The 26,133-nt window shown below is 69.3% G+C and carries 20 protein-coding genes and 2 tRNA genes; 7 read left to right on the top strand and 15 right to left on the bottom strand.

The features are described 5' to 3' along the window. Positions 1–11 precede the first annotated feature (11 nt). Positions 12–1,427, bottom strand: a complete 1,416-nt coding sequence (leuC, locus tag JAV51_RS12860; RefSeq protein ID WP_197320934.1) for a 3-isopropylmalate dehydratase large subunit — start codon at positions 1,425–1,427, stop codon at positions 12–14. A 94-nt stretch (positions 1,428–1,521) separates the two neighbouring features. On the opposite strand from leuC, the gene JAV51_RS12855 reads away from it, so the two are divergent. Further along, positions 1,522–2,259 (top strand): IclR family transcriptional regulator, encoded by a 738-nt coding sequence (locus JAV51_RS12855; RefSeq protein ID WP_197320933.1) that lies wholly within the window; start codon positions 1,522–1,524, stop codon positions 2,257–2,259. 302 nt (positions 2,260–2,561) lie between these two features. On the opposite strand, the gene JAV51_RS12850 is transcribed toward JAV51_RS12855, so the two are convergent. From JAV51_RS12850 to gltX, 4 genes are all read right to left on the bottom strand, one after another. Then, positions 2,562–2,634 (bottom strand) — tRNA-Glu (locus JAV51_RS12850). A 53-nt stretch (positions 2,635–2,687) separates the two neighbouring features. Then, positions 2,688–2,759: transfer RNA gene (locus JAV51_RS12845), tRNA-Gln, on the bottom strand. A gap of 90 nt (positions 2,760–2,849) precedes the next feature. Beyond that, entirely contained in the window at positions 2,850–3,542 is a 693-nt protein-coding gene (locus JAV51_RS12840) for an HAD family hydrolase (protein WP_197321043.1), read from the bottom strand. A 175-nt stretch (positions 3,543–3,717) separates the two neighbouring features. After that, on the bottom strand, positions 3,718–5,199 hold the full coding sequence (gltX, locus tag JAV51_RS12835; protein ID WP_197320932.1) for a glutamate--tRNA ligase: 1,482 nt from the start codon (positions 5,197–5,199) through the stop codon (positions 3,718–3,720). 86 nt (positions 5,200–5,285) lie between these two features. On the opposite strand from gltX, the gene JAV51_RS12830 reads away from it, so the two are divergent. Further along, on the top strand, positions 5,286–6,518 hold the full coding sequence (locus JAV51_RS12830; RefSeq protein WP_197320931.1) for an FAD-dependent oxidoreductase: 1,233 nt from the start codon (positions 5,286–5,288) through the stop codon (positions 6,516–6,518). A 9-nt stretch (positions 6,519–6,527) separates the two neighbouring features. Here JAV51_RS12830 and JAV51_RS12825 read toward each other — a convergent pair whose 3' ends face one another. Then, positions 6,528–7,313, bottom strand: coding sequence for a fumarylacetoacetate hydrolase family protein (locus JAV51_RS12825; protein WP_197320930.1), 786 nt, complete (start codon positions 7,311–7,313; stop codon positions 6,528–6,530). A gap of 307 nt (positions 7,314–7,620) precedes the next feature. After that, the gene (cimA, locus tag JAV51_RS12820) at positions 7,621–9,225 is read right to left on the bottom strand and encodes a citramalate synthase (RefSeq protein WP_197320929.1); all 1,605 of its coding nucleotides are present in this window, start codon (positions 9,223–9,225) and stop codon (positions 7,621–7,623) included. 219 nt (positions 9,226–9,444) lie between these two features. Here cimA and JAV51_RS12815 point away from each other — a divergent pair, with 219 nt between their 5' ends. Beyond that, complete coding sequence (locus JAV51_RS12815) at positions 9,445–10,218, top strand: GNAT family N-acetyltransferase (protein WP_307845872.1); 774 nt, start codon at positions 9,445–9,447, stop codon at positions 10,216–10,218. 12 nt (positions 10,219–10,230) lie between these two features. On the opposite strand, the gene JAV51_RS12810 is transcribed toward JAV51_RS12815, so the two are convergent. From JAV51_RS12810 to JAV51_RS12780, 7 genes are all read right to left on the bottom strand, one after another. Next, complete coding sequence (locus JAV51_RS12810) at positions 10,231–10,479, bottom strand: hypothetical protein (protein WP_197320928.1); 249 nt, start codon at positions 10,477–10,479, stop codon at positions 10,231–10,233. A gap of 43 nt (positions 10,480–10,522) precedes the next feature. After that, positions 10,523–11,566: a 3-isopropylmalate dehydrogenase gene (locus tag JAV51_RS12805; protein ID WP_197320927.1), complete on the bottom strand. Its 1,044-nt coding sequence runs from the start codon at positions 11,564–11,566 to the stop codon at positions 10,523–10,525. 369 nt (positions 11,567–11,935) lie between these two features. Next, complete coding sequence (gene serA, locus JAV51_RS12800) at positions 11,936–13,531, bottom strand: phosphoglycerate dehydrogenase (RefSeq protein ID WP_197320926.1); 1,596 nt, start codon at positions 13,529–13,531, stop codon at positions 11,936–11,938. A 254-nt stretch (positions 13,532–13,785) separates the two neighbouring features. Further along, positions 13,786–14,064 (bottom strand): DUF397 domain-containing protein, encoded by a 279-nt coding sequence (locus JAV51_RS12795; protein ID WP_197320925.1) that lies wholly within the window; start codon positions 14,062–14,064, stop codon positions 13,786–13,788. Positions 14,065–14,178: 114 nt separating this feature from the next. Continuing rightward, on the bottom strand, positions 14,179–15,192 hold the full coding sequence (gene ilvC / locus JAV51_RS12790) for a ketol-acid reductoisomerase (protein ID WP_197320924.1): 1,014 nt from the start codon (positions 15,190–15,192) through the stop codon (positions 14,179–14,181). A 42-nt stretch (positions 15,193–15,234) separates the two neighbouring features. Next, complete coding sequence (gene ilvN / locus JAV51_RS12785) at positions 15,235–15,741, bottom strand: acetolactate synthase small subunit (RefSeq protein WP_197320923.1); 507 nt, start codon at positions 15,739–15,741, stop codon at positions 15,235–15,237. A 40-nt stretch (positions 15,742–15,781) separates the two neighbouring features. Next, positions 15,782–17,635, bottom strand: a complete 1,854-nt coding sequence (locus JAV51_RS12780; protein WP_197320922.1) for an acetolactate synthase large subunit — start codon at positions 17,633–17,635, stop codon at positions 15,782–15,784. A gap of 372 nt (positions 17,636–18,007) precedes the next feature. Here JAV51_RS12780 and JAV51_RS12775 point away from each other — a divergent pair, with 372 nt between their 5' ends. Continuing rightward, on the top strand, positions 18,008–18,571 hold the full coding sequence (locus tag JAV51_RS12775; RefSeq protein WP_197320921.1) for a PH domain-containing protein: 564 nt from the start codon (positions 18,008–18,010) through the stop codon (positions 18,569–18,571). Between the two features lie 49 nt (positions 18,572–18,620). Then, positions 18,621–20,465 carry a dihydroxy-acid dehydratase gene (ilvD, locus tag JAV51_RS12770; protein WP_197320920.1) on the top strand — a complete coding sequence of 615 codons (1,845 nt, stop codon included), beginning with the start codon at positions 18,621–18,623 and terminating at the stop codon, positions 20,463–20,465. 45 nt (positions 20,466–20,510) lie between these two features. Here ilvD and JAV51_RS12765 read toward each other — a convergent pair whose 3' ends face one another. Next, complete coding sequence (locus tag JAV51_RS12765; protein WP_197320919.1) at positions 20,511–21,134, bottom strand: DoxX family protein; 624 nt, start codon at positions 21,132–21,134, stop codon at positions 20,511–20,513. 111 nt (positions 21,135–21,245) lie between these two features. On the opposite strand from JAV51_RS12765, the gene JAV51_RS12760 reads away from it, so the two are divergent. Together JAV51_RS12760 and JAV51_RS12755 are read left to right on the top strand one after the other, a co-directional pair. Beyond that, positions 21,246–21,599: a type VII secretion target gene (locus JAV51_RS12760; RefSeq protein ID WP_197320918.1), complete on the top strand. Its 354-nt coding sequence runs from the start codon at positions 21,246–21,248 to the stop codon at positions 21,597–21,599. Further along, positions 21,599–26,125, top strand: a complete 4,527-nt coding sequence (locus JAV51_RS12755; protein WP_197320917.1) for a DUF6531 domain-containing protein — start codon at positions 21,599–21,601, stop codon at positions 26,123–26,125. Before JAV51_RS12760 ends, JAV51_RS12755 begins: the two co-directional genes overlap by 1 nt. The last annotated feature ends 8 nt before the right edge of the window (positions 26,126–26,133 follow it).

Below are 26,133 nucleotides of genomic sequence, written 5' to 3'. Positions count from 1 at the left end.
GTCGGGGACTGCTACGAGAGGTCCTCGGGCGAGGACAAGGTGCCTCGGACGGCCGTGGCGGCGGCCACGAGCGGCGACACCAGGTGGGTCCGTCCGCCCTTGCCCTGCCTGCCCTCGAAATTGCGGTTGGAGGTCGAGGCGCTGCGTTCACCGGGCGACAGCTGGTCCGGGTTCATGCCCAGACACATCGAGCACCCGGCGGCCCGCCATTCGGCCCCCGCCTCGGTGAAGATCTCGTGCAAGCCCTCCGCCTCGGCGGCCTGCCGTACCCGCATGGAGCCGGGAACGACGAGCATCCGCACACCGTCGGCGACCTTGCGGCCCCGGAGCACCTCGGCAGCGGCCCTGAGATCCTCCAACCTGCCGTTGGTGCACGAGCCGAGGAACACGGTGTCCACGGCGATGTCACGCAGCGGCGTGCCGGGCTTCAGATCCATATAGGACAGGGCCTTCTCGGCGGCCAGTCGCTCGTTCTCGTCGGTCATTCGAGCCGGGTCGGGCACCGACTCGCCCAGCGGCAGCCCCTGGCCCGGGTTGGTGCCCCAGGTGACGAACGGGGTCAGTTCCGAGGCGTCCAGGTGCACCTCGGCGTCGAACTCGGCGTCGTCGTCGGTCCGCAGTTGCCGCCACTCGGCGACGGCGGCGTCCCAGTCGGCTCCCTTCGGGGCATGCGGCCGGTCCTTCAAATACGCGAAGGTCGTCTCGTCCGGGGCGATCATGCCCGCGCGCGCCCCCGCCTCGATGGACATGTTGCAGATGGTCATCCGCGCTTCCATCGACAGCGATTCGATGGCGCTGCCCCGGTACTCCAGCACATATCCCTGACCGCCACCGGTGCCGATCTTCGCGATGACGGCGAGGATGATGTCCTTCGCCGTGACACCGGGACGGAGTTCCCCGTCCACGTTGACGGCCATGGTCTTGAACGGCCGCAGCGGCAGCGTCTGGGTGGCGAGCACGTGCTCCACCTCGGAGGTGCCGATGCCGAACGCCATCGCGCCGAACGCACCGTGGGTCGAGGTATGGCTGTCGCCGCAGACGACCGTCATGCCGGGCTGCGTGAGACCGAGCTGCGGGCCGATCACGTGGACGATGCCCTGCTCGTCGTCACCCATCGGGTGCAGCCGGATACCGAACTCCTCGCAGTTGCGCCGAAGCGTCTCCACCTGGGTCCGCGACACCGGGTCCGCAATGGGGAGGTCGAGGCCGACGGTGGGGACGTTGTGGTCCTCGGTGGCGATGGTGAGGTCGGGACGCCGCACCTTCCGCCCGGCGAGCCGAAGTCCGTCGAACGCCTGCGGACTGGTCACCTCGTGGACGAGATGAAGGTCGATGTAAAGCAGGTCGGGTTCGGCACCCTCGCCTCGACGCACCGTGTGTGCGTCCCACACCTTTTCCGCCAGTGTGCGGCCCCGCCGTTCGGTCATCAGGGCTCCTCCGTTGAGCGTGTGTCTGCAAAAGCGAGCGGACTCACTTCGCCGATCATGGACTTCCCATATTGCGAGATTGTAGTATCGCCTCGTGGGACAACCCGATGTTAGCAACAATGACGCGCCGCAGGTCCAGCAGAGCGGGATCGGCGTGCTCGACAAGGCCGTGTCCGTGCTTCACGCGGTGGCTGACCAACCGTGCGGACTGGCGGAGCTATGCTCACGGACCGGACTTCCGCGTGCCACGGCTCACCGCTTGGCGGTGGGACTGGAGGTGCACCGCCTGTTGCGGCGTGGCGCGGACGGCCGGTGGCGGCCGGGGCCCGCGCTGGCGGAGCTGGCGGGCGGAACGGTCGATCCACTGTTGGACGCGGCGGGCGTGGTGCTGCCGAAGCTGCGGGATCTGACCGGCGAGAGCGTGCAACTGTATCGCCGGGACGGGATCGTGCGCGTGTGCGTCGCGGCGGCCGAACCGCCGAGCGGCCTGCGGGACACGGTGCCGGTGGGCGCGCGCTTGCCGATGACGGCGGGGTCGGGCGCGAAGGTTCTGGCGGCGTGGGCGGACGCGCACACACGGCAGGCGGTGTTGGCGGACGCGGTGTTCGGCGAACGCACGCTGTTGGAGGTGCGTCGCCGCGGTTGGGCGCAGAGTGTGGCCGAGCGGGAGCCGGGCGTGGCGAGTGTCTCGGCGCCGGTGCGGGACAGCGCGGGCAACGTGGTCGCCGCGGTGTCCGTCTCGGGCCCTGTGGAGCGCATCGGCCGCCGCCCGGGCGCGAAGTGGGCAAGTGATCTTCTACAAGCCGCGCAAGCCCTCCAAGACCGCCTCTGAAGCCCAAACAGGCAACGACGCCGGCCACGCCCCGCCGGACCGTCCGAAGCGGCGAGCGAAGCGAAGCCGCCGAGGGCCGAGGCGAGCGAAGCGAAGCCAATGGCCCGAGACCCGGGACCGTTGCTCGGCTCCCACCCCCGAAGCCGGGAACCCCAGCGAAGGCGACCTCACCACCCGAAGTGCCCGGCCGGGGGGCCGGGGGCGTGCCCCCGGCTGGGGTGTGGGGGCTGGGCCCCCACAGGACACAAAAGGAAAGAGCCCTCTCTGCGCTTTCCGCAGAGAGGGCTCTCTCGCTCTTTCCGTACCCCCGATGGGATTCGAACCCACGCTACCGGCGTGAGAGGCCGGCGTCCTAGGCCGCTAGACGACGGGGGCTTGCCGTTTTCCGTTGCGAAGTGATCGTACCAGACCGGTTTTCTCGCTTCGCGCTGGGGTACCAGGACTCGAACCTAGACTAACTGAACCAGAATCAGTCGTGCTGCCAATTACACCATACCCCATCGCGGTCCCTCCCCGGATCTCTCCGGCTCGGCTCCGCTGGAAATAAATATAGACCATGCGGAAAACGGCCTTGCACGGGGGTCCCCTAGTCAGCGTTGAGCGGGTACACCCACCCGGGCGAACTCGGAAACCAGCAGCTCAGGGAGGTCGCCGAGGCTGGGGAGCACGTGCACACCGGCCGGAACCTCGACGTCGTGGCCGTGCCGGTCGAGCCAGACGCCCATGAGGCCCGCGTCGCGCGCGCCCACGGCGTCGGTGGTGAGTTTGTCGCCGACGTGCACCGCATGAGCCGGGTCACATCCGGCGGCGGAGCACACTTTGTGGAACATCACGGGGTCCGGTTTGGCCACTCCCATTTCCCCTGCGATGGCGACGTGGTCGAAAAAGCGGGCGAGGCCGAGTCTGCCGAGTTTGTCTCTCTGATGCGCACCCGACGCGTTGGTCACCGCCGCGAGCGTGACGCCCGCGGCGGTGAGCCATTCCAGACAGGGAAGAACGTCGTCGAACAAGCGCCAGGAGCGACGCAGCAGTTCCTTGCGCCGCAGTTCGAATTCGACGGCCTGGTCGGCGTTCACGACGATGCCGAGTTCGGCGAGGAACGCCCGGGTCCGCACGGTGTGCATGTCGGCGTAGGCCAACTCACCCGCGACGACCCGGGCGACGTGCTCGTCCGTGATGCGCTCCCACAGCGGCCAGATGTCGGCCCTGCCGATCAGGGTCGCCAACGAGTGCCGACCCGCCGCCGTGAAGTCGATCAGCGTGTCGTCGATGTCCAGGCACACCAACCGCAACTCGGGCGGTGCCCACGGAGGAGCACCGTCGAGTTCGGAGGCAGAGTGCGATGCCGAAGGAAAGCCAAGCGCGGAAGCCACCCCGCGAGGCTAGGGCAGATTTCGCGCCACCAACTCTGCTGAGTAGGTGATAAAGCGGTTCTGTTTCGGTCCAGGACGTCTACGCTCAGTGGCTTGCCAGCGCGCGACGCAACCGCCCGAGTGAAATCTCGCGACCGAGCAGTTCCATCGACTCGTACAACGGCGGCGACACGGTGCGCCCGGTCACAGCGACACGCACGGGAGCGAACGCCTTGCGGGGCTTGAGACCCAGCCCGTCGACGAGCGCTTCCTTCAGCGCGGCCTCGATCGCGTCGGTACGCCACTCGTCGATCGCGTCGAGTGCGTCCACAGCGGCCCGCAGAACCGGTTCGGCATCGGCGCCGAGCGCCTTGGTGGCGGCAGCCTCCTCGGGCGCGAACTCCTCCTCCGACACGAACAGGAAACGCACGAGGTTCACGGCGTCGGACAGGACGGTGACACGCTCCTGCACGAGCGGGCCGATGGCGCGCAACGTGTCGAGCTGCTCGTCACTCGGCTGCTCGGGCAGTACTCCGGCGTCGACGAGGTACGGCACCGTGCGCCGAACGAACTCCTCCGCCGGCAACGCACGCACGTGAGTGCCGTTGATGGCCTCGGCCTTCTTGGCGTCGAACCGGGCCGGGTTGGCGCTCACCTTCGTGATCTGGAACGCCTCGACGAGTTCGTCGACGGTGAAGACATCGCGGTCGTCGGCGATCGACCAACCGAGCAGAGCGAGGTAGTTGAGCAACCCCTCGGGGATGAAACCCTGCTCGCGGTAGTTGAACAGGTTCGACTTCGGGTCGCGTTTGGACAGCTTCTTGTTGCCCTCGCCCATGACGTAGGGCAAGTGGCCGAACTCCGGCGTGAAGTCGGTGACGCCGATCCGGCGCAGCGCCGCGTACAGCGCGAGCTGACGAGGCGTCGAGGGCAGCAGGTCCTCGCCCCGCAGCACGTGGGTGATCCGCATGAGCGCGTCGTCCACCGGGTTGGTGAGCGTGTAGAGCGGCTGGCCGTTGGCCCGCACGAGCACCGGGTCGGGGATCGTGCCCGCCTTGAACGTGATCTCGCCACGGACGAGGTCGTTCCAGGTCAGGTCCTCGTCGGGCATGCGCAGCCGCAGCACGGGAACGCGCCCCTCGTCGCGGAACCGCTGCTTCTGCTCCTCGGTGAGGTCGCGGTCGAAGTTGTCGTACCCCAGCTTCGGGTCCTGACCGGCCTCGCGGCGACGCTGCTCGACCTCCTCGTTGGTCGAGAACGCCTCGTACAGCTCGCCCGCGTCGAGCAACTTCTTCGCGACGTCGGCGTAGATGTCACGCCGCTCGCTCTGGCGGTACGGCCCGTACTCGCCACCGACCTCGGGCCCCTCGTCCCAGTCGAGCCCCAGCCAGCGCAGCGCGTCGAGCAGCGCCTGATAGGACTCCTCACTGTCGCGCGCGGCGTCGGTGTCCTCGATCCGGAACACCAGCGAGCCGCCGTGGTGGCGCGCGAACGCCCAGTTGAACAGCGCCGTTCGGATCAGTCCGACGTGCGGGGTTCCAGTGGGCGACGGACAGAAGCGGGCACGTACAGCCTTCGTCTCACTCATAGCCCTGTCAGCGTATCGCCCTTGACGGGCATCGCGACTTCGTGCATGGTCGATTTATTCAACAGTCATTGAAAACGGGGGTCGAGATGAACGAGCGGACGACCTGCGTCGTCATCGGCGGCGGTCCGGCGGGGCTGGTTCTCGGCCTGCTGCTCGCCAGAGCGGGAGTCGAGGTGACCGTCCTGGAGAAGCACGCCGACTTCCTCCGGGACTTCCGGGGCGACACCGTGCACCCCTCCACGATCCGACTCCTCGACGACCTGGGACTCGGCGATCGATTCGCGCTGCTACCCCAGACCCGACTGACCGAGGTCGCGTTCCCCGCATCCGACGGTGGCCGGGTCGTCGTCGGCGACCTCAAACGACTCGCACGGTTCGGCCATCCCCACCCGTACATCGCCATCACACCGCAGTGGGACCTCCTGCGACTGCTGGCCGACGCGGCAGCCGAAGAACCGTGCTTCACACTGCGGATGCGCTCCGAGGTCACCGAACTCGTCAAAGACCGCGGTCAGGTGCGCGGCGTGCGCTACCGCACCGAGGACGGGGCCACGCACACGCTGCTGGCCGATCTGACCGTGGCCTGCGACGGCCGCTGGTCACTCGCGCGCGCCCAGGCGGGCCTACGCCCCAAGGAGGCTCCCGTGCCGATGGACGTGTGGTGGTTCCGGCTCGGCCGCAATCCCGGCGAAGGCCCCGACCGGCTGCAACCCCACATCCGGGGCTCACGCTTCGCGCTCACGATCCCGCGGCGCGACTTCTACCAGGTCGCCTACCTCGCTCGGAAGGGCATGGACACGGAACTGCGCGAACGCGGCATCGAGGCCTTCCGGCGTGACGTCGCCGAACTGCTCCCCCACCTCGCCGACCGTGTCCACGAACTGACCACGATGGACGACGTCAAACACCTCGACGTCCGGCTGAACCGGCTCGAACGCTGGCACACCGCCGGTCTGCTGTGCATCGGCGACGCCGCGCACGCCATGTCACCGGTGGGCGGAGTCGGCATCAATCTCGCCGTGCAGGACGCCGTCGCAGCGGCCCGGTTGCTGGCAGGCCCGCTGCGTCGGGGCCAGGTCGACGAACGCGCGCTCGCGGCGGTGCGCAGGCGACGCATCATGCCGACCATCGTCGTCCAGGGACTGCAACGACTGTTGCACCGGGTGGTCGTCGCTCCCGTCATGGACGGGCGACGTTCGGGACCCCCGAAGCCGTTCACGGCGCTCATGCGTCGAGCACCGTGGTTGTCGACGGTGCCCGCCGTCATCATCGGAGTCGGACCACGACCGGAACGGGCGCCCGTGTTCGCGCGCCGCTGACGGCGCGACTCAGGCCGACTGCACCGGGTTGGTCAGCGTGCCGATGCCCTCGATGGTCACCGAGACCTGCTGCCCATCGTCGAGCCGTCCCACGCCCTCCGGCGTGCCCGTGATGATCATGTCGCCGGGCAGCAACGTCATCACCGACGACACGAACTCGACGAGGTCCTCCACCTTGTGCACCATCGCCGACGTCCGCGAGTCCTGCTTGAGCTCGCCGTCGACCTCGGTGGTGAGCCGCAGGTCCGACGGGTCCACCGACGTCTCGATCCAGGGACCGATCGGGCAGAACGTGTCGAAGCCCTTGGCTCGACCCCACTGTCCGTCGGAAGCCTGCAGGTCGCGGGCGCTGACGTCGTTGGCGACCGTGTAGCCGAGGATCGCGGCCCGAGCCTGCTCCGCGCGGACGTTCTTCACCGGCTGGCCGATGACCACGGCCAGCTCGCCCTCGAAGTCGACCTGCGACGACGCCGGCGGCAGCTTGATGGGCGCGTGAGGGCCGATGACGCTCGTGGAGGGCTTGAGGAAGATCATCGGCTCGCCGGGCACCTCGTTGCCCAGCTCCGCGGCATGCTTGGCGTAGTTGCGCCCCACCGCGATGACCTTCGACGGGAGGATGGGAGCCAGCAGCCGGACGTCCGCGAGCGGCCACCGCCGCCCGGTGTAGTTCGGCTTGCCGAACGGGTGATCCGCGATCTCCAGCACCTGCGCCGCGTCGTCGTTGTCGTTGTCGCCGTCGGCCTCGATGGAGCCGAACGCGACGCCTTCCGGGTGAGCGATCCGAGCCAAACGCACGACGTCATCCTAACTCCGCCCCCCGCCGCCCCAACCCGGGCGTGTCCTCGACTCCCGCACGCGTGTCCGCACCTCCCGCACGCGTGTCCGCACCTCCCGCACGCGTGTCCGCACCTCCCGCACGCGTGTCCGCACCTCCCGCACTCGTGTTGCGATCTTTCGCATGCGTGTTGCGGTCATGCGACGCCGACACCCGTGCGCAAACCGCCGACACCCGTGCGCAACTCGCGGACACGACGTCACAGGGCGCGGACACGGCGTCACAGAGTCGCGACACGACGTCATGGGGTGCGGACACGCCTTGGGGTCAGGGCCTCAGGGACTTGTGCACCAAGGCGTCGCACAGGGCCAGCCAACTCGCCTCCACGATGTTCGGGTGCACGCCCACGGTCGTCCACGTCCGGTCGCCGTCGGTCGATTCGACGAGCACGCGCGTGACGGCGTCGGTCCCCGGCTTGCCCACGAGGATGCGCACCTTGTAATCGGCCAGCTCCACGGTGTCCAACCAGGACAGGTGACCCCGCAGCGCCTGGCGCAGTGCCGCGTCGAGGGCGTGCACGGGGCCGTTGCCCTCGGCGGTCGCGATGACCCGCTCTCCGCCCACGTGCACCCTCACCGTGGCCTCGGCCACCACGTCGCCGTCGGCGCGGTGTTCGAGCACGACGCGGTAGGACTCCAACCGGAACGGCGCCTCGGTGGCCGTCTCGTCGGCCTCGGCCCGCAGCAGCAGCTCCAACGACGCGTCGGCGGCCTCGAACGACCACCCCTCCGCCTCCAGCGTCTTCACCTTCTTCAACGCACTCGACAGCGCCTCCGGCTTGTCCGCGAGATCCACGCCGAGCTGCCTGCCCTTCAGCTCCAGGCTCGCGCGCCCCGCCATCTCGGTCACGAGCACCCGCATGTCGTTGCCGACCGTCGCCGGGTCGATGTGGTTGTAGAGCAATGGGTCCACCTTGATCGCACTCGCGTGCAGACCGGCCTTGTGCGCGAACGCCGACGCACCGACGTACGCCTGGTGTTCCTCGGGAGCGAGGTTGGCGAGTTCGGCGAGGGCATGTGCCGTACGCGTCAGGTCCGCGACGCGCCCTTCGGGCAGCACCGGCATCCCGAGCTTCGTCACGAGGTTGCCCACCACCGCGAACAGGTCGGCGTTGCCTGCGCGTTCGCCGTAGCCGTTGGCGGTGCACTGGACGTGGGTCGCGCCTGCCTGCACCGCGGCGACGCTGTTGGCCACGGCGCACGCGGTGTCGTCCTGGCAGTGGATGCCCAGTCGCAGTCCGGTGCGGTCGGCGACCTCCCGCACGGTGTCGGCGATACCCAACGGGAGCTGCCCGCCGTTGGTGTCGCACAGCACGACCACGTCGGCCCCGGACTGCCCTGCGGCGTCGAGTACCCGCAGCGCGGTGTCGGGATCGTGGGCGTAGCCGTCGAAGAAGTGCTCGGCGTCGACGAACACACGCCTGCCCTCGCTCACGAGGAACGACACGGTGTCGCGCACCATCGCGCACGCCTCGTCGACGTCCACCCGCAGCGCCCGCTCGATGTGGCGGGCATCCGCCTTCGCCACGAGCGTCACGACGGGCGCTTGGGAGTCCAGCAGCGCGCGCACCTGCGGGTCGGCGGTGACGGCTGTTCCCGCCCGCCGCGTCGAGCCGAACGCGACGAGCACCGCGTGCCGCAAGGTCAACTCGCCCGCCGCGGCCCGCGCGAAGAACTCGGTGTCCTTCGGCAGCGCGCCGGGCCACCCGCCCTCGATGAACCCGACGCCCAGGTCGTCGAGCAGTCGCGCCACGGCCAGCTTGTCGGTGATCGAGTAGGAGATGCCCTCCCGCTGGGCTCCGTCGCGCAACGTCGTGTCGTAGAGGTGGAACTGGTCTCCGAGCGGGGTGTTCGCGGGCTCCGTGCGGTTCACGGGATCTCCTTGTGACGATGAGTGGACCAACAAAAAAGACCCCTCGCTGAATGCGAGAGGTCCGCGCGCCGGGTGCTGGTTCGTCGCAGCACTACCCGGCGCGCCTGCCGATAATGATCACGTGAGCGGTGGTCACGTCGCCCATCCTGCCACAGTGGGCGGCGCGTATCGCCTGTGACGTCGCTCGGCACGTCACACGGGAAAGAGTGGATCAAGGTCGTGGAAGAGGTCGCCGTGTCGGAGCTGCCCCGCCTGTTGCAGGAGCGCACCTCGCGCGCGCTGCCCGCCGAGACGATCCGGCGCTCGGACGGCTGGTGGCTGCGCCACTCACCGGGTGTCGCGTGGTGGGTGCAGTCGGTGCTTCCGCACTCCCCGGACGACACTGTCTCGGACGACGACCTGGGGCGGCGTGTGACGGCCGTGGAGGAGTTCTACGCGCGACGACACTCCCCCACGCGATTCCAGGTCACACCGGGCGCTTGTCCGGCCACCCTCGACGCGGTGTTGGCCGGACGTGGCTACCGCGCGGAGAGCCCGCTGTCGCTGCAAACCGCGGCGGTCGACCGCGTCCTCGATCTGGTGCCGCCCGCCATGTCGGTCACCGTGGCCGACCGTCCAACTCGGACTTGGTTCGACGCTTGGTTCACGGCGTCGGGACACTCCGGCGACACGCCCGCCGAGTGGGCGTTGCTGCGTCGCGTCACCCTGCCGTCGGGATTCGCCGAGCTGAGCGTCGACGGACAGGTCGTCGCCGTGGGACGGGTCGTGGTCGACGGCGGCTGGGCCGGGCTGTTCGGGATCGCGACGCTCCCGGCCGCTCGGGGGCGCGGCGCCGCGACCGCCGTGGTGTCGGCGCTGGCGCGTTGGGCACGCAGCAGGCGCGCCGAACACCTTTACCTGCAGGTGGAGCACGACAACGTCCCGGCGCGCCGACTCTACGACCGGGCCGGGTTCACGACGCTGTGCGACTACCACTACCGCACGGCGCCGTGACCGGACGCGCGATCAGTCTTCGCTGCGCCGCTCGGCTCCGGTCTCGCCCGCGTAACCGAGGTCGTCGCCGCTGATACGCCCCACTACCGGGTCGTTGTGCCCGGGCCCGGTGGACGACGCGTTGTCGCCCCGCTCGTCGCCGGGCCGCCCTCCGCTCGGGCGGGCCCGCGACACCGCGGGGTCGTCGGCGACGTCCGACTCCGGTGCGGTGGACGACGCGGGTTCCCGGCGCCCCAACAGGTTCTTCAACCACGTGAGCATGGGCGCCGAGTACCCCGCGGCCGGGCGCGGAAACGGCGAGTCGTCAGCTCGCCTGGCTCCGAGAGTTCGACGACACGAGCGCGGCGAGTCGGTCGCCGATGGCCTGCGTGCTGCCCGGGTTGTTCTGGTCGCGGGTCGCGAGGTCGAACGCCACGGACGCCTCGATACGACGTGCGGACTCGCGCTCGCCGAGGTGGTCGAGCAGCAACGCCACCGACAGCACGGCCGCCGTCGGGTCGGCGAGACTCTGGCCTGCGATGTCGGGGGCACTGCCGTGAACCGGCTCGAACATGCTGGGGTTGCGACGCGTGATGTCGAGGTTCCCGCTCGCCGCGAGCCCGATTCCGCCCGTGACCGCGGCGACGAGGTCGGTGATGATGTCGCCGAAGAGGTTGTCGGTCACGATGACGTCGAACCGGCTCGGGTCGGTGACGAGGTGGATCGTCGCGGCGTCGACGTGGGAGTACGCCACGGTGACGTCGGGGTGCGCGAGCGACTCCTCCTCCACGATCCGCGACCACAGCGACCCGGCGTGTTCGAGGACGTTGGTCTTGTGGACGAGCGTGAGGTGCTTGCGCGGACGCTGCTCGGCGCGGGCGAAGGCGTCGGCCACGACCCGGCGGATGCCGAAGGCGGTGTTGACGCTGACCTCGGTGGCGACCTCCTGCTCGGTGTCCTTGCGCAGCAGACCACCGTTGCCCGCGTACGGGCCCTCGGTGCCCTCACGCACCACGACCATGTCGACCTCGCCGGGGTCCGTCAACGGACCGCGCACACCGGGGTAGAGCCGACCGGGGCGGAGGTTCACGTGGTGGTCGAGTTCGAAGCGCAGACGCAGCAGCAGGCCGCGTTCGAGGATGCCGCTCGGCACGCTCGGGTCGCCGACGGCACCGAGCAGGATGGCGTCGTGCTGACGCAGCTCGGTCAGGACCGACTCGGGCAGCAGCTCGCCCGTGGAGTGCCAGCGGGATGCACCGAGGTCGTACTTGGTGATCTCGGCTCCCGGGGCCACCTCGGCGAGTACCTTCAACGCCTCCGCCACGACCTCGGGCCCGATCCCGTCGCCGGGGATCACAGCAAGCCGCATCCACACACCTCCGTCAGTCAGGCACCCGGCGCTCCGGAAGCCCATCCGCGATCGAACTCCAGCGACGGCAGGTTACCGTTCGTCTCCATTCGGACGAAGCACGACCACCCAAACGCCGCAGCCACACAAACATCCGTCACTCAATCGTGTCATAAAGAACGCGTCGAAAGGCACTCGAAAGCGGTGCGGTGCGACACGCTCGCGCGCTCCGTCGATCCATAGTGGAAATTGCACGGACGTCCGATCATTCTCGGATGCTGAGAATCATCGGTGCCGGGAACGCTCGCCGACCCACCGGTCCCCCTCGACGCGGGAACCCCGCCGGAGCCGTGGCCCCGACGGGGTTCCCGAGATCGATCTCGACGGTGATCAGTCGAAGTTCAGCGCCCGGATCATGCGCGCGTCGACCGTCGCGCCGATCGGGTCGAGCATGTGGCCGCCGACGGCGCGGTCGACCCGCAGCAACATCACGGCGTCGGACCGGTCGGTGGTCTGGCTGATCTGCGCGGCCTCGATGTTGATGCCGGCCTCGCCGAGCAGCGTTCCGACGCGGCCCATGACGCCCGGCCGGTCGGGGTATTCCAGCAGCAGCATGTTGCCCTCGGCGCGGATGTCGAAGTGCCTGCCGTTCACGGCGATCAGCTTGGGCACCTCGTCCTTGCCCGTCACCGCGCCGGACACCGAGTGCGAGCTGCCGTCGGGGTGCACGACGCGGACGGTGACCTGGCTGCGGTAGTTCTGGCTCTCGGGTTCGGTGGACACGCCCACCTCCACGCCGAGTTCCTCGGCGAGGCGAGGCGCGTTGACGAACGTCACCTGGCTGTCCACCACACCGGAGAAGACCCCGCGCAGGGCCGCGAGCTGCAGCACGCTGACGTCGTGGCTGGCGAGTTCACCCGCGGCCGTCACCGACACCGAGGTGGGTGCCTTGGTGGTGAAAGCGGCCAACACGGTGCCGAGCTTCTGCGTCAGCGACAGGTACGGGCGCACCTCCTCGTCGACGGTGCCGCTCGCCACGTTGACGGCGTCGGGCACGAAGTCGCCGCGCAGCGCGAGCAGTGTCGACTTCGCGACGTCGGTGCCCGCGCGGTCCTGCGCCTCCCGCGTGGACGCGCCGAGGTGCGGCGTCACCACGACGTTGGGCAGTTCGAACAGCGGGCTCGACGTCGTGGGCTCCTCGGCGAACACGTCGATGCCCGCGCCACCGACCCGGCCCTCACGCAGCGCGTCCGCGAGCGCGTTCTCGTCGATCAGCCCACCACGGGCGGCGTTGACCACGAGCACGCCGGGCTTGACCTTGGCGAGCGCGGCGGCGTCGATGAGTCCCTTGGTCTCGGGCGTCTTCGGCAGGTGGATGGAGATGGCGTCGGAGCGCTCCAGCAGTTCGTCGAGCGAGACGATCTCGACCCCGAGCTGCGCCGCACGCGCGGGCGAGACGTAGGGGTCGTAGGCGATCAGTTTGGTGTCGAACGCGGCGAGCCGGGCGGCCACGAGCTGCCCGATCTTGCCGAAGCCGACGACACCCACGGTCTTGCCGGACAGCTCGACGCCGGTGTAGGCGCTGCGCTTCCACTCCCCACTACGCAGGCTCTGGTCGGCGGCGGGTACGCGGCGAGCGACGGCCAGCAGCAGCGCGACGGCGTGCTCCGCGGCGGAGACGATGTTGGAGGTCGGCGCGTTGACCACGAGCACACCGCGCTCGGTGGCGGCGGGAACGTCGACGTTGTCGAGCCCCACACCGGCGCGCGCGACGACCTTCAGCTTGCTCGCCTCGGAGAGCACCTCTTTGTCGACCTTGGTGGCGGATCGCACCAGCAGCGCGTCGGCCTCCTTCACCGCCTGCAACAGCGCGGGACGGTCGGTACCGTCCACATGCCGGACCTCGACCTCGTCACCGAACACCTCGACCACGGACGGTGCGAGTTTCTCGGCGAGGAGAACGACGGGCTGGCTGGAATTGCTCACGATGCGCCTTTCGTCTCAAGAATCGGGGTTATTCACAGACGCTCAATGGCAGGCCACGACACTGTGTCCTCGAAGCCCGGAGTCTAGTCCTGGACGACCGGACCGCCGCAATACGTCGGAACCGAAAAGGCACATCGGGACACCGTTTCCCACGATGTGCGCCGGGCCCGCTCGACGGCCTGGGCCAGGCGAGGCGCGCACGCGCCCGACGACGTGTGTCCGCGCAGCCGCGGACACAGCGTCACATCCGTCTCTCAGGCCGGCCGATCGAACTCCCCCGCCCTGGTACCCAGGAGGAAGGCGTCCCATTCGGACGGCGTGAAGACCAGCACAGTGCCGTCCGTGCCGCTCCCCTGACGCAGCGCCACGTAGGTCACCGCGTCGCTGTGAGTGACGAAGGCGTACTCCACGATGTCGGGCCCGTCGGCGGAGTCGGGGTCCGGACCGGGAAGACGCCTCCACTGCGCGGTCGAGAGATCGAGTTCCTCGCGCACGTCGACCTTGTCGTCGACCACAACGGAATCGTTCGTCATGGAGCGCCACGGTAGGACATACCTTCCAGCACGGACACTCGGAGACGCTCCGCGCGGGCGACGCCCGTCGAGGCCCGCGCACCCGAGGTGCCGGGCCCCGACGGCGACGTCGACTCAGGCCGTCTCGGTGATGGGACGGTCCACCCACGACATCAGGCCACGCAGCTTGCGACCGGTCTCCTCGATCGGGTGCTGCTCGCCGGACTGCTGGAGCTTCGCGAAGTTGGGACGCCCCTGCTCGTCCTCGGAGACCCACTCGTTGGCGAACGTGCCGTCCTGGATCTCGCGCAGGATGGCCTTCATGTTCTCCTTGACCTCGGGCGTGATGACCCGCGGGCCGCGGGTGAGGTCGCCGTACTCCGCGGTGTCCGAGATCGAGTACCGCATGCGCGCGATGCCGCCCTCGTACATGAGGTCGACGATCAGCTTCAGCTCGTGCAGCACCTCGAAGTAGGCGATCTCCGGCGCGTACCCGGCCTCGGTCAGCACCTCGAAACCGGTCTGCACGAGGGCCGACGCGCCACCGCACAGCACGGCCTGCTCACCGAAGAGGTCGGTCTCGGTCTCCTCGGTGAACGTCGTCTTGATGACGCCCGCCCTGGCACCGCCGATGGCCGCCGCGTACGACAGCGCCAGCGCCTGCGTGTCACCGGTGGGGTCCTGCTCGACGGCGATGAGACAGGGCACGCCCTTGCCGTCCACGAACTGCCTGCGCACGAGGTGCCCCGGGCCCTTGGGCGCCACCATGGCCACGGCCACGTCGGCCGGGGGCTTGATGAGGCCGTACCGGATGTTGAAGCCGTGGCCGAAGAACAGGGCGTCGCCGTCCTTGAGGTTCGGCGCGATGTCCTGCTCGTAGATGGCCCGCTGCTTCGTGTCCGGGGTGAGGATCATGATCACGTCGGCTTCGGCCGCGGCCTCGGCCGTCGTGAGGACGCGCAGGCCCTCCTCCTCGGCCTTGGCCCGCGACTTCGACCCCTCGGCGAGCCCGATGCGGACGTCGACACCCGAGTCGCGCAGGCTGAGCGCGTGCGCGTGGCCCTGGCTGCCGTAGCCGATCACGGCGACCTTGCGCCCCTGGATGATGCCGAGGTCGGCGTCGGCGTCGTAGAAGATCTCAACTGACATGAGGGGTGGTACTTCCTTTCACTTCGGTTGGGCGGTGGGGCGTCAGCGGGTCGCCGTCGCCGTGATCGAGCGGGCGCCCCGGCCCACCGCGACCATGCCCGACTTCACGAGCTCACGCACGCCGTACGGCTCCAGCATGCGGAGCAATGCGTTGATCTTGTCCGCGGTTCCGGTGGCCTCGATCGTCAGTGCCTCCGGCGACACGTCGACGACCTTCGCGCGGAACAACTGGACGGTTTCGAGGACCTGACTCCGCACCGTGGCGTCGGCCCGCACCTTGACGAGCAGCAGTTCGCGCTGCACCGACGCGGCCGGGTTCAGCTCCACGATCTTGATGACGTTGACGAGCTTGTTGAGCTGCTTGGTCACCTGTTCGAGTGGTTGTTCCTCGACGGCGACCACGATCGTCATCCGGGACACCTCGGGATTCTCCGTGGGTCCCACGGCAAGTGATTCGATGTTGAAGCCACGGCGGGAGAACAGTCCCGAGACCCGGGCGAGCACGCCCGGCACGTTCTCGACCAGGACGCTCAACGTGTGCTGACTCATGCGCGCCTGTGTTCCTTTCGCGCTCCGGGGTGAGGGGTCGTCACTGCGACACCTCGTCCTCGTCGAACAGCGGTCGGATGCCCCGCGCCGCCATGATCTCGTCGTTGCTGGTGCCCGCGGCCACCATCGGCCAGACCTGGGCGTCCTTGCCGACCACGAAGTCGATGACGACCGGCCGGTCGTTGATCTCCATGGCCCGGCGGATCGTGTCGTCGACCTTGTCCTTCGTGTCGCACCGCAGTCCAGCGCATCCCAGCGCCTCGGCGAGCAACGCGAAGTCCGGGATGCGGTGCTTGTGCGTGCCCAGGTCGGTGTTGGAGTACCGCTCCGAGTAGAAGAGGTTCTGCCACTGCCGCACCATGCCGAGGTTGCCGTTGTTGATGACGGCCACCTTGATGGGCGCGCCCTCGATGGCACACGTGGCGAGTTCCTGGTTCGTCATCTGGAAGCAGCCGTCGCCGTCGATGGCCCACACCTGCTTGTCGGGCCTGCCGAACTGGGCGCCCATGGCGGCGGGAACGGCGAAGCCCATGGTGCCAAGGCCGCCGGAGTTGATCCACGTCCGGGGCTGCTCGTACTTGACGAACTGCGCCGCCCACATCTGGTGCTGCCCGACCCCGGCCGTGTAGATGGCGTCGGGACCCACGAGCGCGCCGATGCGCTCGATGACGTACTGCGGCGCCAGCGTGCCGTCCGCGGGCCACTCGTATCCGGCGGGGAACGTGTCGCGCCACGAGTCGAGCTGCAACCACCACGCGGACAGGTCGGCCGTGCCGCTGTTCGCGGTCTCGGCCTTCACCGCGTCGACCAGCTCGGTGATGATCTCGGCGCAGTCGCCCACGATCGGCACGTCGGCCTTGCGGTTCTTGGAGATCTCCGCCGGGTCGATGTCGGCGTGCACCACCTGGGCATCGGGCGCGAAGGACTCCAGCTTGCCCGTCACCCGGTCGTCGAAGCGGGCGCCCAGCGCCACGAGCAGGTCCGCCCGCTGCATGGCTGCGACGGCTGCCACCGACCCGTGCATGCCGGGCATCCCGAGGTGCTGCCGGTGGGAGTCGGGGAACGCGCCCCGCGCCATCAGCGTCGTGACCACCGGGATGCCGGTCAGCTCGGCCAGCTCGCGAAGCTGCGCCGACGCGCCGGCCTTGAGCACGCCGCCCCCGACGTAGAACACGGGGCGCTTCGCGCGGGTGATCAGCCGAGCGGCCTCCCGGACCTGCTTGCCGTGAGGACGCAGCGTGGGCCGGTACCCGGGCAGGTTCATCTCCGGCGGCCACGCGAACGACGTCGTCTCCTGCAGCACGTCCTTGGGGATGTCCACGAGGACGGGGCCGGGACGTCCGGTGCTCGCGAGGTGGAAGGCCTCGGCGATCACCCTCGGGATGTCGGCGGGCTCGGTGACCAGGAAGTTGTGCTTCGTGATCGGCATGGTGATGCCGCAGATGTCGGCTTCCTGGAAGGCGTCCGTGCCGATGAGGCCGCGCGTCTGCTGACCCGTGACGGCGACCACGGGAACGGAGTCCATGTACGCGTCCGCCAGCGGCGTCACCAGGTTCGTCGCACCGGGCCCGGAGGTGGCCATGCACACGCCGACCTTGCCGGTGGCCTGCGCGTAGCCGGTCGCGGCATGCCCCGCGCCCTGCTCGTGCCGCACGAGGACGTGCCGCACCTTGGTGGAGTCGAGCAGCGGGTCGTAGGCGGGAAGAATCGTGCCACCGGGAATCCCGAAGACGACCTCGACACCGACGGCCTCGAGGGACCGTACGAGCGACTGCGCGCCCGTCACCCGAATGGGTGTTCCTGCGGGCGGGGTCGGCTTGGGGCGGGGGTGACCGGGCGACGCGGTGGGCTTCGTCCCGGCGCTCGTGTCCGATCGCGAGGTGGCGCTTGTCATCGGTTCTCGCCTCGTGGGTGTGTCCGGTATGGGTCGTGTGTTCTTCGGTCGGGGCTGCCGTTCTCGTGCGAAGACGCAGGTCCCTCGACGCCGTCCGAGCAACAAAAAACCCTCGCCGACCAGGTGTGGTCGCACGAGGGTCGCGCGTCGACGCAGAGGTACCGTCCCCTACGCGCCGACGCGCGGGGGAAGTACGAGAACAAGCTGCGATGTCACGGGTGCGACGTTATCGGGACCGCTCGGAAAGTGTCAACTCTGCGAGACAGTGATCCCGGATACTGGACCTCCCGACTATCGGACTGCCCCGAATGGCAACGCCGCTGAGCTGCGGTGCACCATCACAGTGTGGCGGAACGAGAGCAGGACACGACCATGACGACGGACGAGCGCGGCACGACCGACGGCGGCGCGACAAACGAGGGCACTCCGGAGAAGGGCCACCGCGCCGTCTTCCGCATCCCGGGAACCGCGCTGATCGGCGTGCTGATGCTCTTCATGTGCATGTTCCCCTTCGCCGCGACCCTGCCCTACCTGCTGGTGCTGCTCGTCGTGCCCATCCTCGTGGCGGTGTGGATCGTGCGCACCCGCACGGTCGCCACGCGCGACGGCCTCGAGGTGCGGACGATGCTCGGCACCCGGACGTTGCCGTGGGACGCGCTCAAGGGCTTCGCGATCACGCCGAAGGCGTCGGTCGTCGCGGTGCTGACCGACGACACGAAGGTGGCCCTGCCGTCCGTGCGCACCCGGCACCTCCCGGTGCTCTCCCTCGTCAGCGAGGGTCGCGTGCCCGACCCGTCGGGCCTGCTCTCCGACGACGGCGAGACCTCCGGTGACGCCCCCGCGGACGCGGCGGCCCGGGAGAAGAGCACCGACACCGATGCGACGGGGGCCGATCGCGCCGACGACCCCGCGTCCGAGGACCGAGACGGTCGCTAGAGCTCCCACCGGCGCCTTCCCATTCAGTGGACGGGCGTAGAGTGCGGCCATGCCTGCTCTGCGTTCCCGAACCACGACCCACGGCCGCAACGCCGCGGGAGCTCGCTCCCTGTGGCGCGCCACCGGCATGACCGACAACGACTTCGGCAAGCCCATCGTGGCGATCGCCAACTCCTACACCCAGTTCGTGCCGGGACACGTACATCTCAAGGACCTCGGCGAAGTCGTCGCCGAGGCCGTCCGCGAGGCCGGTGGCGTTCCCCGGGAGTTCCACACGATCGCCGTCGACGACGGCATCGCGATGGGACACAGCGGCATGCTCTACTCGCTGCCCTCGCGCGAGATCATCGCCGACTCGGTGGAGTACATGGCCAACGCCCACCAGGCCGACGCGCTGGTGTGCATCTCGAACTGCGACAAGATCACCCCGGGCATGCTGAACGCCGCCATGCGGCTCAACATCCCCACGGTCTTCGTCTCCGGCGGGCCGATGGAGGCGGGCAAGGCCGTGGTCGTCGACGGTGTCGCGCACGCGCCCACCGACCTCATCACCGCGATCTCGGCGTCGGCCAACTCGTCCGTCGACGACGCCGGGTTGTCCGTCGTGGAGCAGTCGGCGTGTCCGACGTGCGGGTCCTGCTCCGGCATGTTCACCGCCAACTCGATGAACTGCCTCACCGAGGCGCTCGGCCTCTCCCTGCCCGGCAACGGTTCGACGCTCGCCACCCACGCCGCGCGGCGGGACCTCTTCGTCGAGGCGGGCCGGACGGTCGTCGAGCTGGCGAAGCGGTGGTACGGCGAGGACGACGAGTCCGCGCTCCCCCGTTCGATCGCCACCAAGGCGGCGTTCGAGAACGCCATGGCGCTCGACATGGCCATGGGCGGGTCCACCAACACGGTGCTGCACATCCTCGCCGCCGCGCAGGAGGGCGAGATCGACTTCACGCTCGACGACATCGACCGGATCGGCCGTGAGGTGCCCTGTCTGTCCAAGGTGTCGCCGAACTCCGACTACCACATGGAGGACGTGCACCGGGCAGGCGGAATCCCGGCCATCCTCGGCGAGCTGTACCGGGGCGGTTTCCTCAACACCGACGTCCACGCCGTCCACGCGTCCTCGCTCGACGAATGGCTGTCCACGTGGGACATTCGGAGCGAGTCGCCGTCGGAACGCGCGCTCGACCTCTTCCACGCCGCACCGGGCGGGGTGCGCACCACGGAGGCGTTCTCGACGACCAACCGGTGGTCGTCGCTCGACACCGACGCCGAGAACGGCTGCATCCGCGACGTCGCCCACGCCTACACCGCCAGTGGCGGCCTCACGGTCCTGCGGGGCAACCTCGCCGAGAACGGCGCCGTGATCAAGTCCGCGGGCATCGACGAGGAACTGTGGCACTTCCGCGGCCCGGCTCGGGTCGTGGAGAGCCAGGAGGAGGCCGTGTCGGCCATCCTCAACAAGGAGGTGCAGCCGGGCGAGGTCGTCGTCGTGCGCTACGAGGGCCCCGCGGGCGGACCGGGCATGCAGGAGATGCTGCACCCGACGGCGTTCCTCAAGGGCGCGGGCCTCGGCAAGGTGTGCGCGCTCATCACCGACGGCCGGTTCTCCGGCGGCTCGTCGGGCATCTCCGTCGGCCACATCTCCCCCGAGGCCGCCGCGGGCGGCACCATCGGCCTCGTGGAGAACGGCGACGAGATCCTCATCGACGTGCACGAGCGGAAGCTCGAACTGCTCGTCGACGCCGACGTGCTCGCCGAGCGCCGCGCCAAGATGGAGGCGTCCGAGAAGCCGTGGCAGCCGGTCAACCGGGAGCGTCCGGTCACCGCCGCGCTGCGCGCCTACGCCCGGATGGCGACGTCGGCCGACACCGGCGCCGTCCGCAACCCGGACAAGTGATCGGCGGCGTGGGGGCGATCCGGTTCGCCGCTCGCCCCCACGTCGTCACCGGAACATCACGATGAGGGCCGCTGTCAACCCGGCGGCGATCACCAGCGAGACCAGCCCGAGCGGCCACGGCTTGCGCCGCCACGGCGTGTTCTTGTCGATCGACACGCGTCCCGCGCCGGTGAAGAGCAATGCGAACGCGACGACGGCGATCAGCAGGTCGAACTCGAACCCGCCCGCCGCAGCGAAGAATCCGTTCTCGAACTTGACGTAGACGGCGTTGGCGAGCACACCCAGCACCGCCGCCGCGCCGAACGGCGTGAACAGTCCCAGCACGAGCAGTGCACCACCGCCCACTTCGGACACCGCGGTGACCCACGCCAGCACCGTCGTCTGGTCCTTGAACCCGAGCTGCGTGAGCATCTGCGCGAAGCCGTCGATTCCGGGACCGTCGAACAGCCCGAACTTCTGCAGGCCGTGGGCGATCATCAACCCACCGAGCATGAGCCGGACGACGAAGAGCCCGAAGTCGATCCCCCCGTGCAGCGACTCGGCGGGGCGCTCGGTCTCCTGCTCACCTCCGGCGAGGTCGTCCGGTGTGGTGAATCCACTGTCATCGAAGGCGTCGGTGGAAAATGCCGTGGTCGGAGCGTCGAATCCGTCGTTGTTGTGAACCGTCATGGGCGGGCAGCGTAGAGTAACGCGCGCTCTCGTTGTGGCTCATTCGCGCGAAGCCTCGGCCCCGAGAGCACGTCACATCGAAGATTCGGCGACGTCACTGGGGGAAGCACCATGCCGAACGGTGGGGGTCATCACGTCGAACCCTCGGAGCTACGCGGTTGCGCTGAGCTGCTGAGCCAGCAGGCCGACCACCTGTCGGCCATCAGCCGTCACGCCACCGAGAAGGGCGGCGACACGAGCGGCTACACCGGCCTGTTGGCGCTGCTCGCGCCCGTGGTGACCGGGGTGGTCGGGCTGTACGCCGACACGTTGGACTTCGCGAGCGGCAAGATGGGCGAGGTTCGCGACAACCTCCTCACCGCGGCCGACCAGTACGAGGCCCGTGACGAGGCCTCGCGCGCGGAGATGGACCGGCTGAACAGCCTGGTCGACGGTTCCGGTGACTTCTCGGTGGGGAGCGCGTGATGGCGGCGTACGGAGAGGTCGCGTCTCCTCGGGAGTTCCTCGGCGGCGACACCTCGTTGGACGGTTCCGCCATCGAGCAGGCGATCGCGGACGCCGGCATCCAGGTGCAGGCCGTCAACTGGGTCTGGCAGAAGGTCGTGGGCCAGGACCTCGTGTCCTCGATCATCACGCCGATCACCGGTGATTTCGAGAAGATCGGCAACGCCGCGGCCGAGTGGGACAACGTCTGCAAGGCGTTGCAGGCGGTCCGGCAGAACATCAACGCCGGGGCGGAGGAGCTGAGGCCCTCCTGGTCCGGTCCGGCGGCGGAAAGCTTCTCCACCCTGATCAACGTCACGTGGACCGTGGGGTTGGAGGCCGACGCCCAGGCCGCGAAGCTGATCGGGATGGCGCTCAACAAGGTCGCCGACGGGTCCAAGCGGGCGTGCGACCAGGCGCTGGCGTTGATCGAGAAGCTGGTCAACAAGCTGATCGAGGCGGCGGCGATGCTGCCGATCCCGGTGGTCGGCTGGGGCCGCGCCGTCAAGCTCGTCTACGACGGCATCCAGATCTACAACGCCATCATGGACCTCATCGAGGGCATCAAGGCGATCATCGAGGGTGCCACTCAGGTCGTCCAGGGCATCATGGCGGTCGGCACGGCGCTGTCGGACCTCGGCGACGCCAACAGCATCAGCGACGTCCTCACCGTCGCCAGCGGTGTCCGCGACGGGGTCAACCAGGTCAAGGACGGCGCGAGTCAGGTCAAGGACGGCGCCACCCAGGCGTCGAACGCAGCCGGCGACCTCCGCACCTCGGCTTCCAGCGCGTCGGAGAACGCACGGGGGCTCGCCGACGAACGCGCCGCGCATCGCGACCAGAACACGAACTCCAGCAGCAACAGCAACAGCAACAGCAACACTGGTGACGCCTCCACCTCCGGCACCACCGGCAACGGTGGCGGCAACAACGGCAACCAGTCCGGCAACGGCAACGACACCTCGGCGCGGCCCCAGAACCCGGAGACGACCCGCACTCCGGAGGACTTCCGCGTGTGCGAGAACGACCCGGTGGACATCGCCAGCGGCGAGGTCGTGCTCGGCCAGACGGACCTGCAACTGCCCGGTGTGCTCCCGCTGGTGCTGCGCAGGACCCACATCTCGGGTTACCGCGCCGGGCGACTGTTCGGCCGCAACTGGGCGTCCACACTGGACCAGCGGCTGGAGATCGACGCCGAGGGTGTGGTGTACGTCGCCGACGACGGCGTGATCCTCGTCTACCCGCTGCCCGACCCGGGCGCGCGAGTGATGCCACAGACGGGGCCGCGCTGGCCGCTGGAGCGCACCGACACGGGTTACACCATCACCCGCCGAGACCCGGCGCGCGTGCTCCACTTCGACGCCTCGACGACGTCCGGCCCGGTCGTGCCGCTCACCGCGATCGGCGACCACAACGACAACCGCATCGAACTCGACCGGGACGCCGCCGGGCTCCTCACCGCGGTGCGGCACAACGGGGGCTATCACGTCGACGTCGAGACGGCCGACGGCCGGGTGGCGGCACTGCGCCTGCGCGGCGCCCACGAGGGCCAGGGCGGTCCCGTGACGGTCATGCGCTACGGCTACGACGCCGAGGGCCGGTTGTCCGACGTGGTGAACTCGTCGAACCGCGCCATGCGCTTCCAGTACGACGACGAGGGCCGGATCGTCCAGTGGACCGACCGCAACGGCGAGTGGTACCGGTACCTCTACGACGCCCAAGGACGCTGCATCGCCAACCAGGGCGCGGACGGCTTCCTCAACGGCACGTTCTCCTACGACACCGAGCAGCGGACGACCCGCTTCACCGACTCTCTCGGCAACATCACCACGTATCAGCTCGACGAACGCAACAACGTGGCCGTGCGCACCGATCCGCTCGGGGCGACGACGGTGTCGGAGTGGGACGAGCACAACCGGCTGCTCTCCCGCACCGATCCGCTGGGCCGCACCACGCGCTACTCCTACGACGCCGACGGCAACCTGATCTCCGTCACGCATCCCGACGGCAGCCAGGCCACGGCGGAGTACAACGAGTTCGGGCGTCCCGTGGTGGTCACCGAACCCGACGGAGCCGTCTGGCGCCACTCCTACGACGAGCGGGGCAATCTCGTCGCCGTCACGAATCCGGCAGGCGCGGTCAAGCGGCACACCTACAACGAGCGGGGGCACCTCGTCGAGACCGTCGACGAGGTCGGTGGCACGCGCACAGTACGCACCAACGACGCCGGTCTCCCACTCGTGATCACGGACCCGACCGGCGCGAGCCTGCAACACGTGCGTGACCTGTTCGGCCGCATCGTGGAGACCATCGACCCGCTCGGCGGGCGCACCCGCTTCCGCTACAACGTCGAGGGCAAGGTGGTGGCGCGCACCGACCCGCACGGCGCCACCGAGCAGTGGCACTACGACGGCGAGGGCAACAACGTGTCCTACGTCGACGCGATGGGCCGCACGACACGCTACGAGACGACCCACTTCGACCTGCCGCGACGCCAGGTGCTGCCCGACGGCTCCTGGCTGGAGTACGACTACGACACCGCGCTGCGCCCGATCCGGGTGCGCACGTCGACCGGTCTGGTGTGGACCTACACCTACGACGCGGCGGGGCGGGTCGTCGAGGAGCGGGACTTCGACGGCCGCGTCCTGCGCTACACCTACGACGCCGCGGGCAGGCTGACCTCCCGGACAAACGGTGCGGGCGAAGTCACGACGTTCTCCTACGACGAGCGCGACCGCGTCCGTGAGCGCGACGCGGCGGGGACGGTGTCGCGCTTCGAGTTCGACCCGATGGGTCGGCTGCTGCGGGCCGTCAACGACGACGCCGACGTCACGCTGCGGCGCGACGTGCTCGGCCGGGTGCTCAGCGAGACGGTCAACGGCCGCATCAGCCGGTACGCCTACGACGCGGCCGGTCGCCGGACCTACCGGCTGACACCGACCGGCAATGAGACGAGCTGGGCCTACGACGTCAACCACCGGCCGACGACACTGCACACCGCAGGCCGGTCCGTGACGTTCGGCTACGACGCCGCCGGTCGTGAGATCGAGCGCGTCGTCGACACCGGGACAGTGCTGGCCCAGTCGTGGACACCCGGCCACCGGCTGCTGTCCCAGACGATCTCCGCGCTGCCCACGCCAGGCCGTCCCGGACCGGCCGCCCCGATGGCCAGGGTCTTGCAGGAGCGCACCTTCCACTACCAGCCGGACGGGCACCTCACGGCGGTCGACGACCGGCTCGCGGGTTCCCGGCGGTTCACCCTCGACCCGGTCGGGCGCATCACCGGCGTCACCGGGCAGAACTGGCGTGAGCACTACTCCTACGACGCGCTCGGCAACATCACGGCCGCCTCGTGGCCGGGCACCGACGCCGCAGGGCCCCGGCAGTACGCGGGCAACCGCATGCAGACGGCCGGTTCCGTCCGCTACCACTACGACGCACAGGGCCGACTGGTGCGGCGGGAGAAGACGCGGCTGTCCCGCAAACCGGAGATCTGGCACTACACCTGGAACGCCGAGGACCGGCTCGTGGGAGTCACCACGCCGGACGGCGTGCGCTGGCGGTACCGCTACGACGCGCTCGGCCGACGGATCGCCAAACAGCGTCTTGCACCGGACGGCAGTGTCGCCGAGGAGATCGCGTTCACCTGGGACGGCACCCTGCTCGCCGAACAGGCGCACTCGACCGGCCACGCGACGACGTGGAACTGGGCTCCCGGCTCGTTCCGGCCGCTCACCCAGGTGACGCGGGTGCGGGCGAACACCGCTTCCCGGGAGTGGATCGACCAGCAGTTCTACTCGATCGTCACCGACCTGGTGGGAACACCGACCGAGCTCGTCGACGCCCACGGCAGGCTCGCCTGGCACGCGACGCGCTCGGTCTGGGGCGACACGGTGGCGGACCCCTCTGCTCCGGGCCCGGCGGTCTCCATGCCGCTGCGCTTCCCGGGCCAGTACCACGACCCCGAGAGCGGGCTGCACTACAACCACCAGCGGCACTACGACCCGGAAACGGGGCGCTACGTCAGCAACGACCCGTTGGGGCTCGCCCCGGCGGCCAACCCGAGCGCGTACGTTCCGAACCCCACGCTGTGGCTCGACCCGTGGGGGCTCGCGGCGTGCAACACCTACTACCAGACCCGTGAGGAGGCGTTGAACGCCGCCTACGACCGGGCCGGTATCCCGCGGGGCACGGAACCCGACGCGGTGTGGGAGGTCGGCAACGACTACAACCGCTACGGCGAACCGAACTACCGGCACTCCGACGATCTCGGCACCCACGGCCGTTACATGCAGTTCGAGACCGAGAACGGCTCCCGGGTGATCGCCGAACACACCAGCGATCCCAACGCACCGGGGCCGCACTTCCACGCGGGTCAACCGAAGGTCGACCCGTCCCGGGAAGGCGTCGACTTCGGCTGGAGCACCGCGCCGAACAGCGACATCGAGCGTTACAGTCAGATCGGCGGAAGCCACCACATCTTCTACGGCGTCACACCGCCGTCCTGATCGAGCAG

The sequence above is a fragment of the Saccharomonospora sp. NB11 genome (genome assembly GCF_015910535.1).
GTDB lineage: Bacteria > Actinomycetota > Actinomycetes > Mycobacteriales > Pseudonocardiaceae > Saccharomonospora.
The sequence above is the reverse complement of the archived record's forward strand: the minus strand, read 5'-3'. Positions and strand labels throughout refer to the sequence as shown.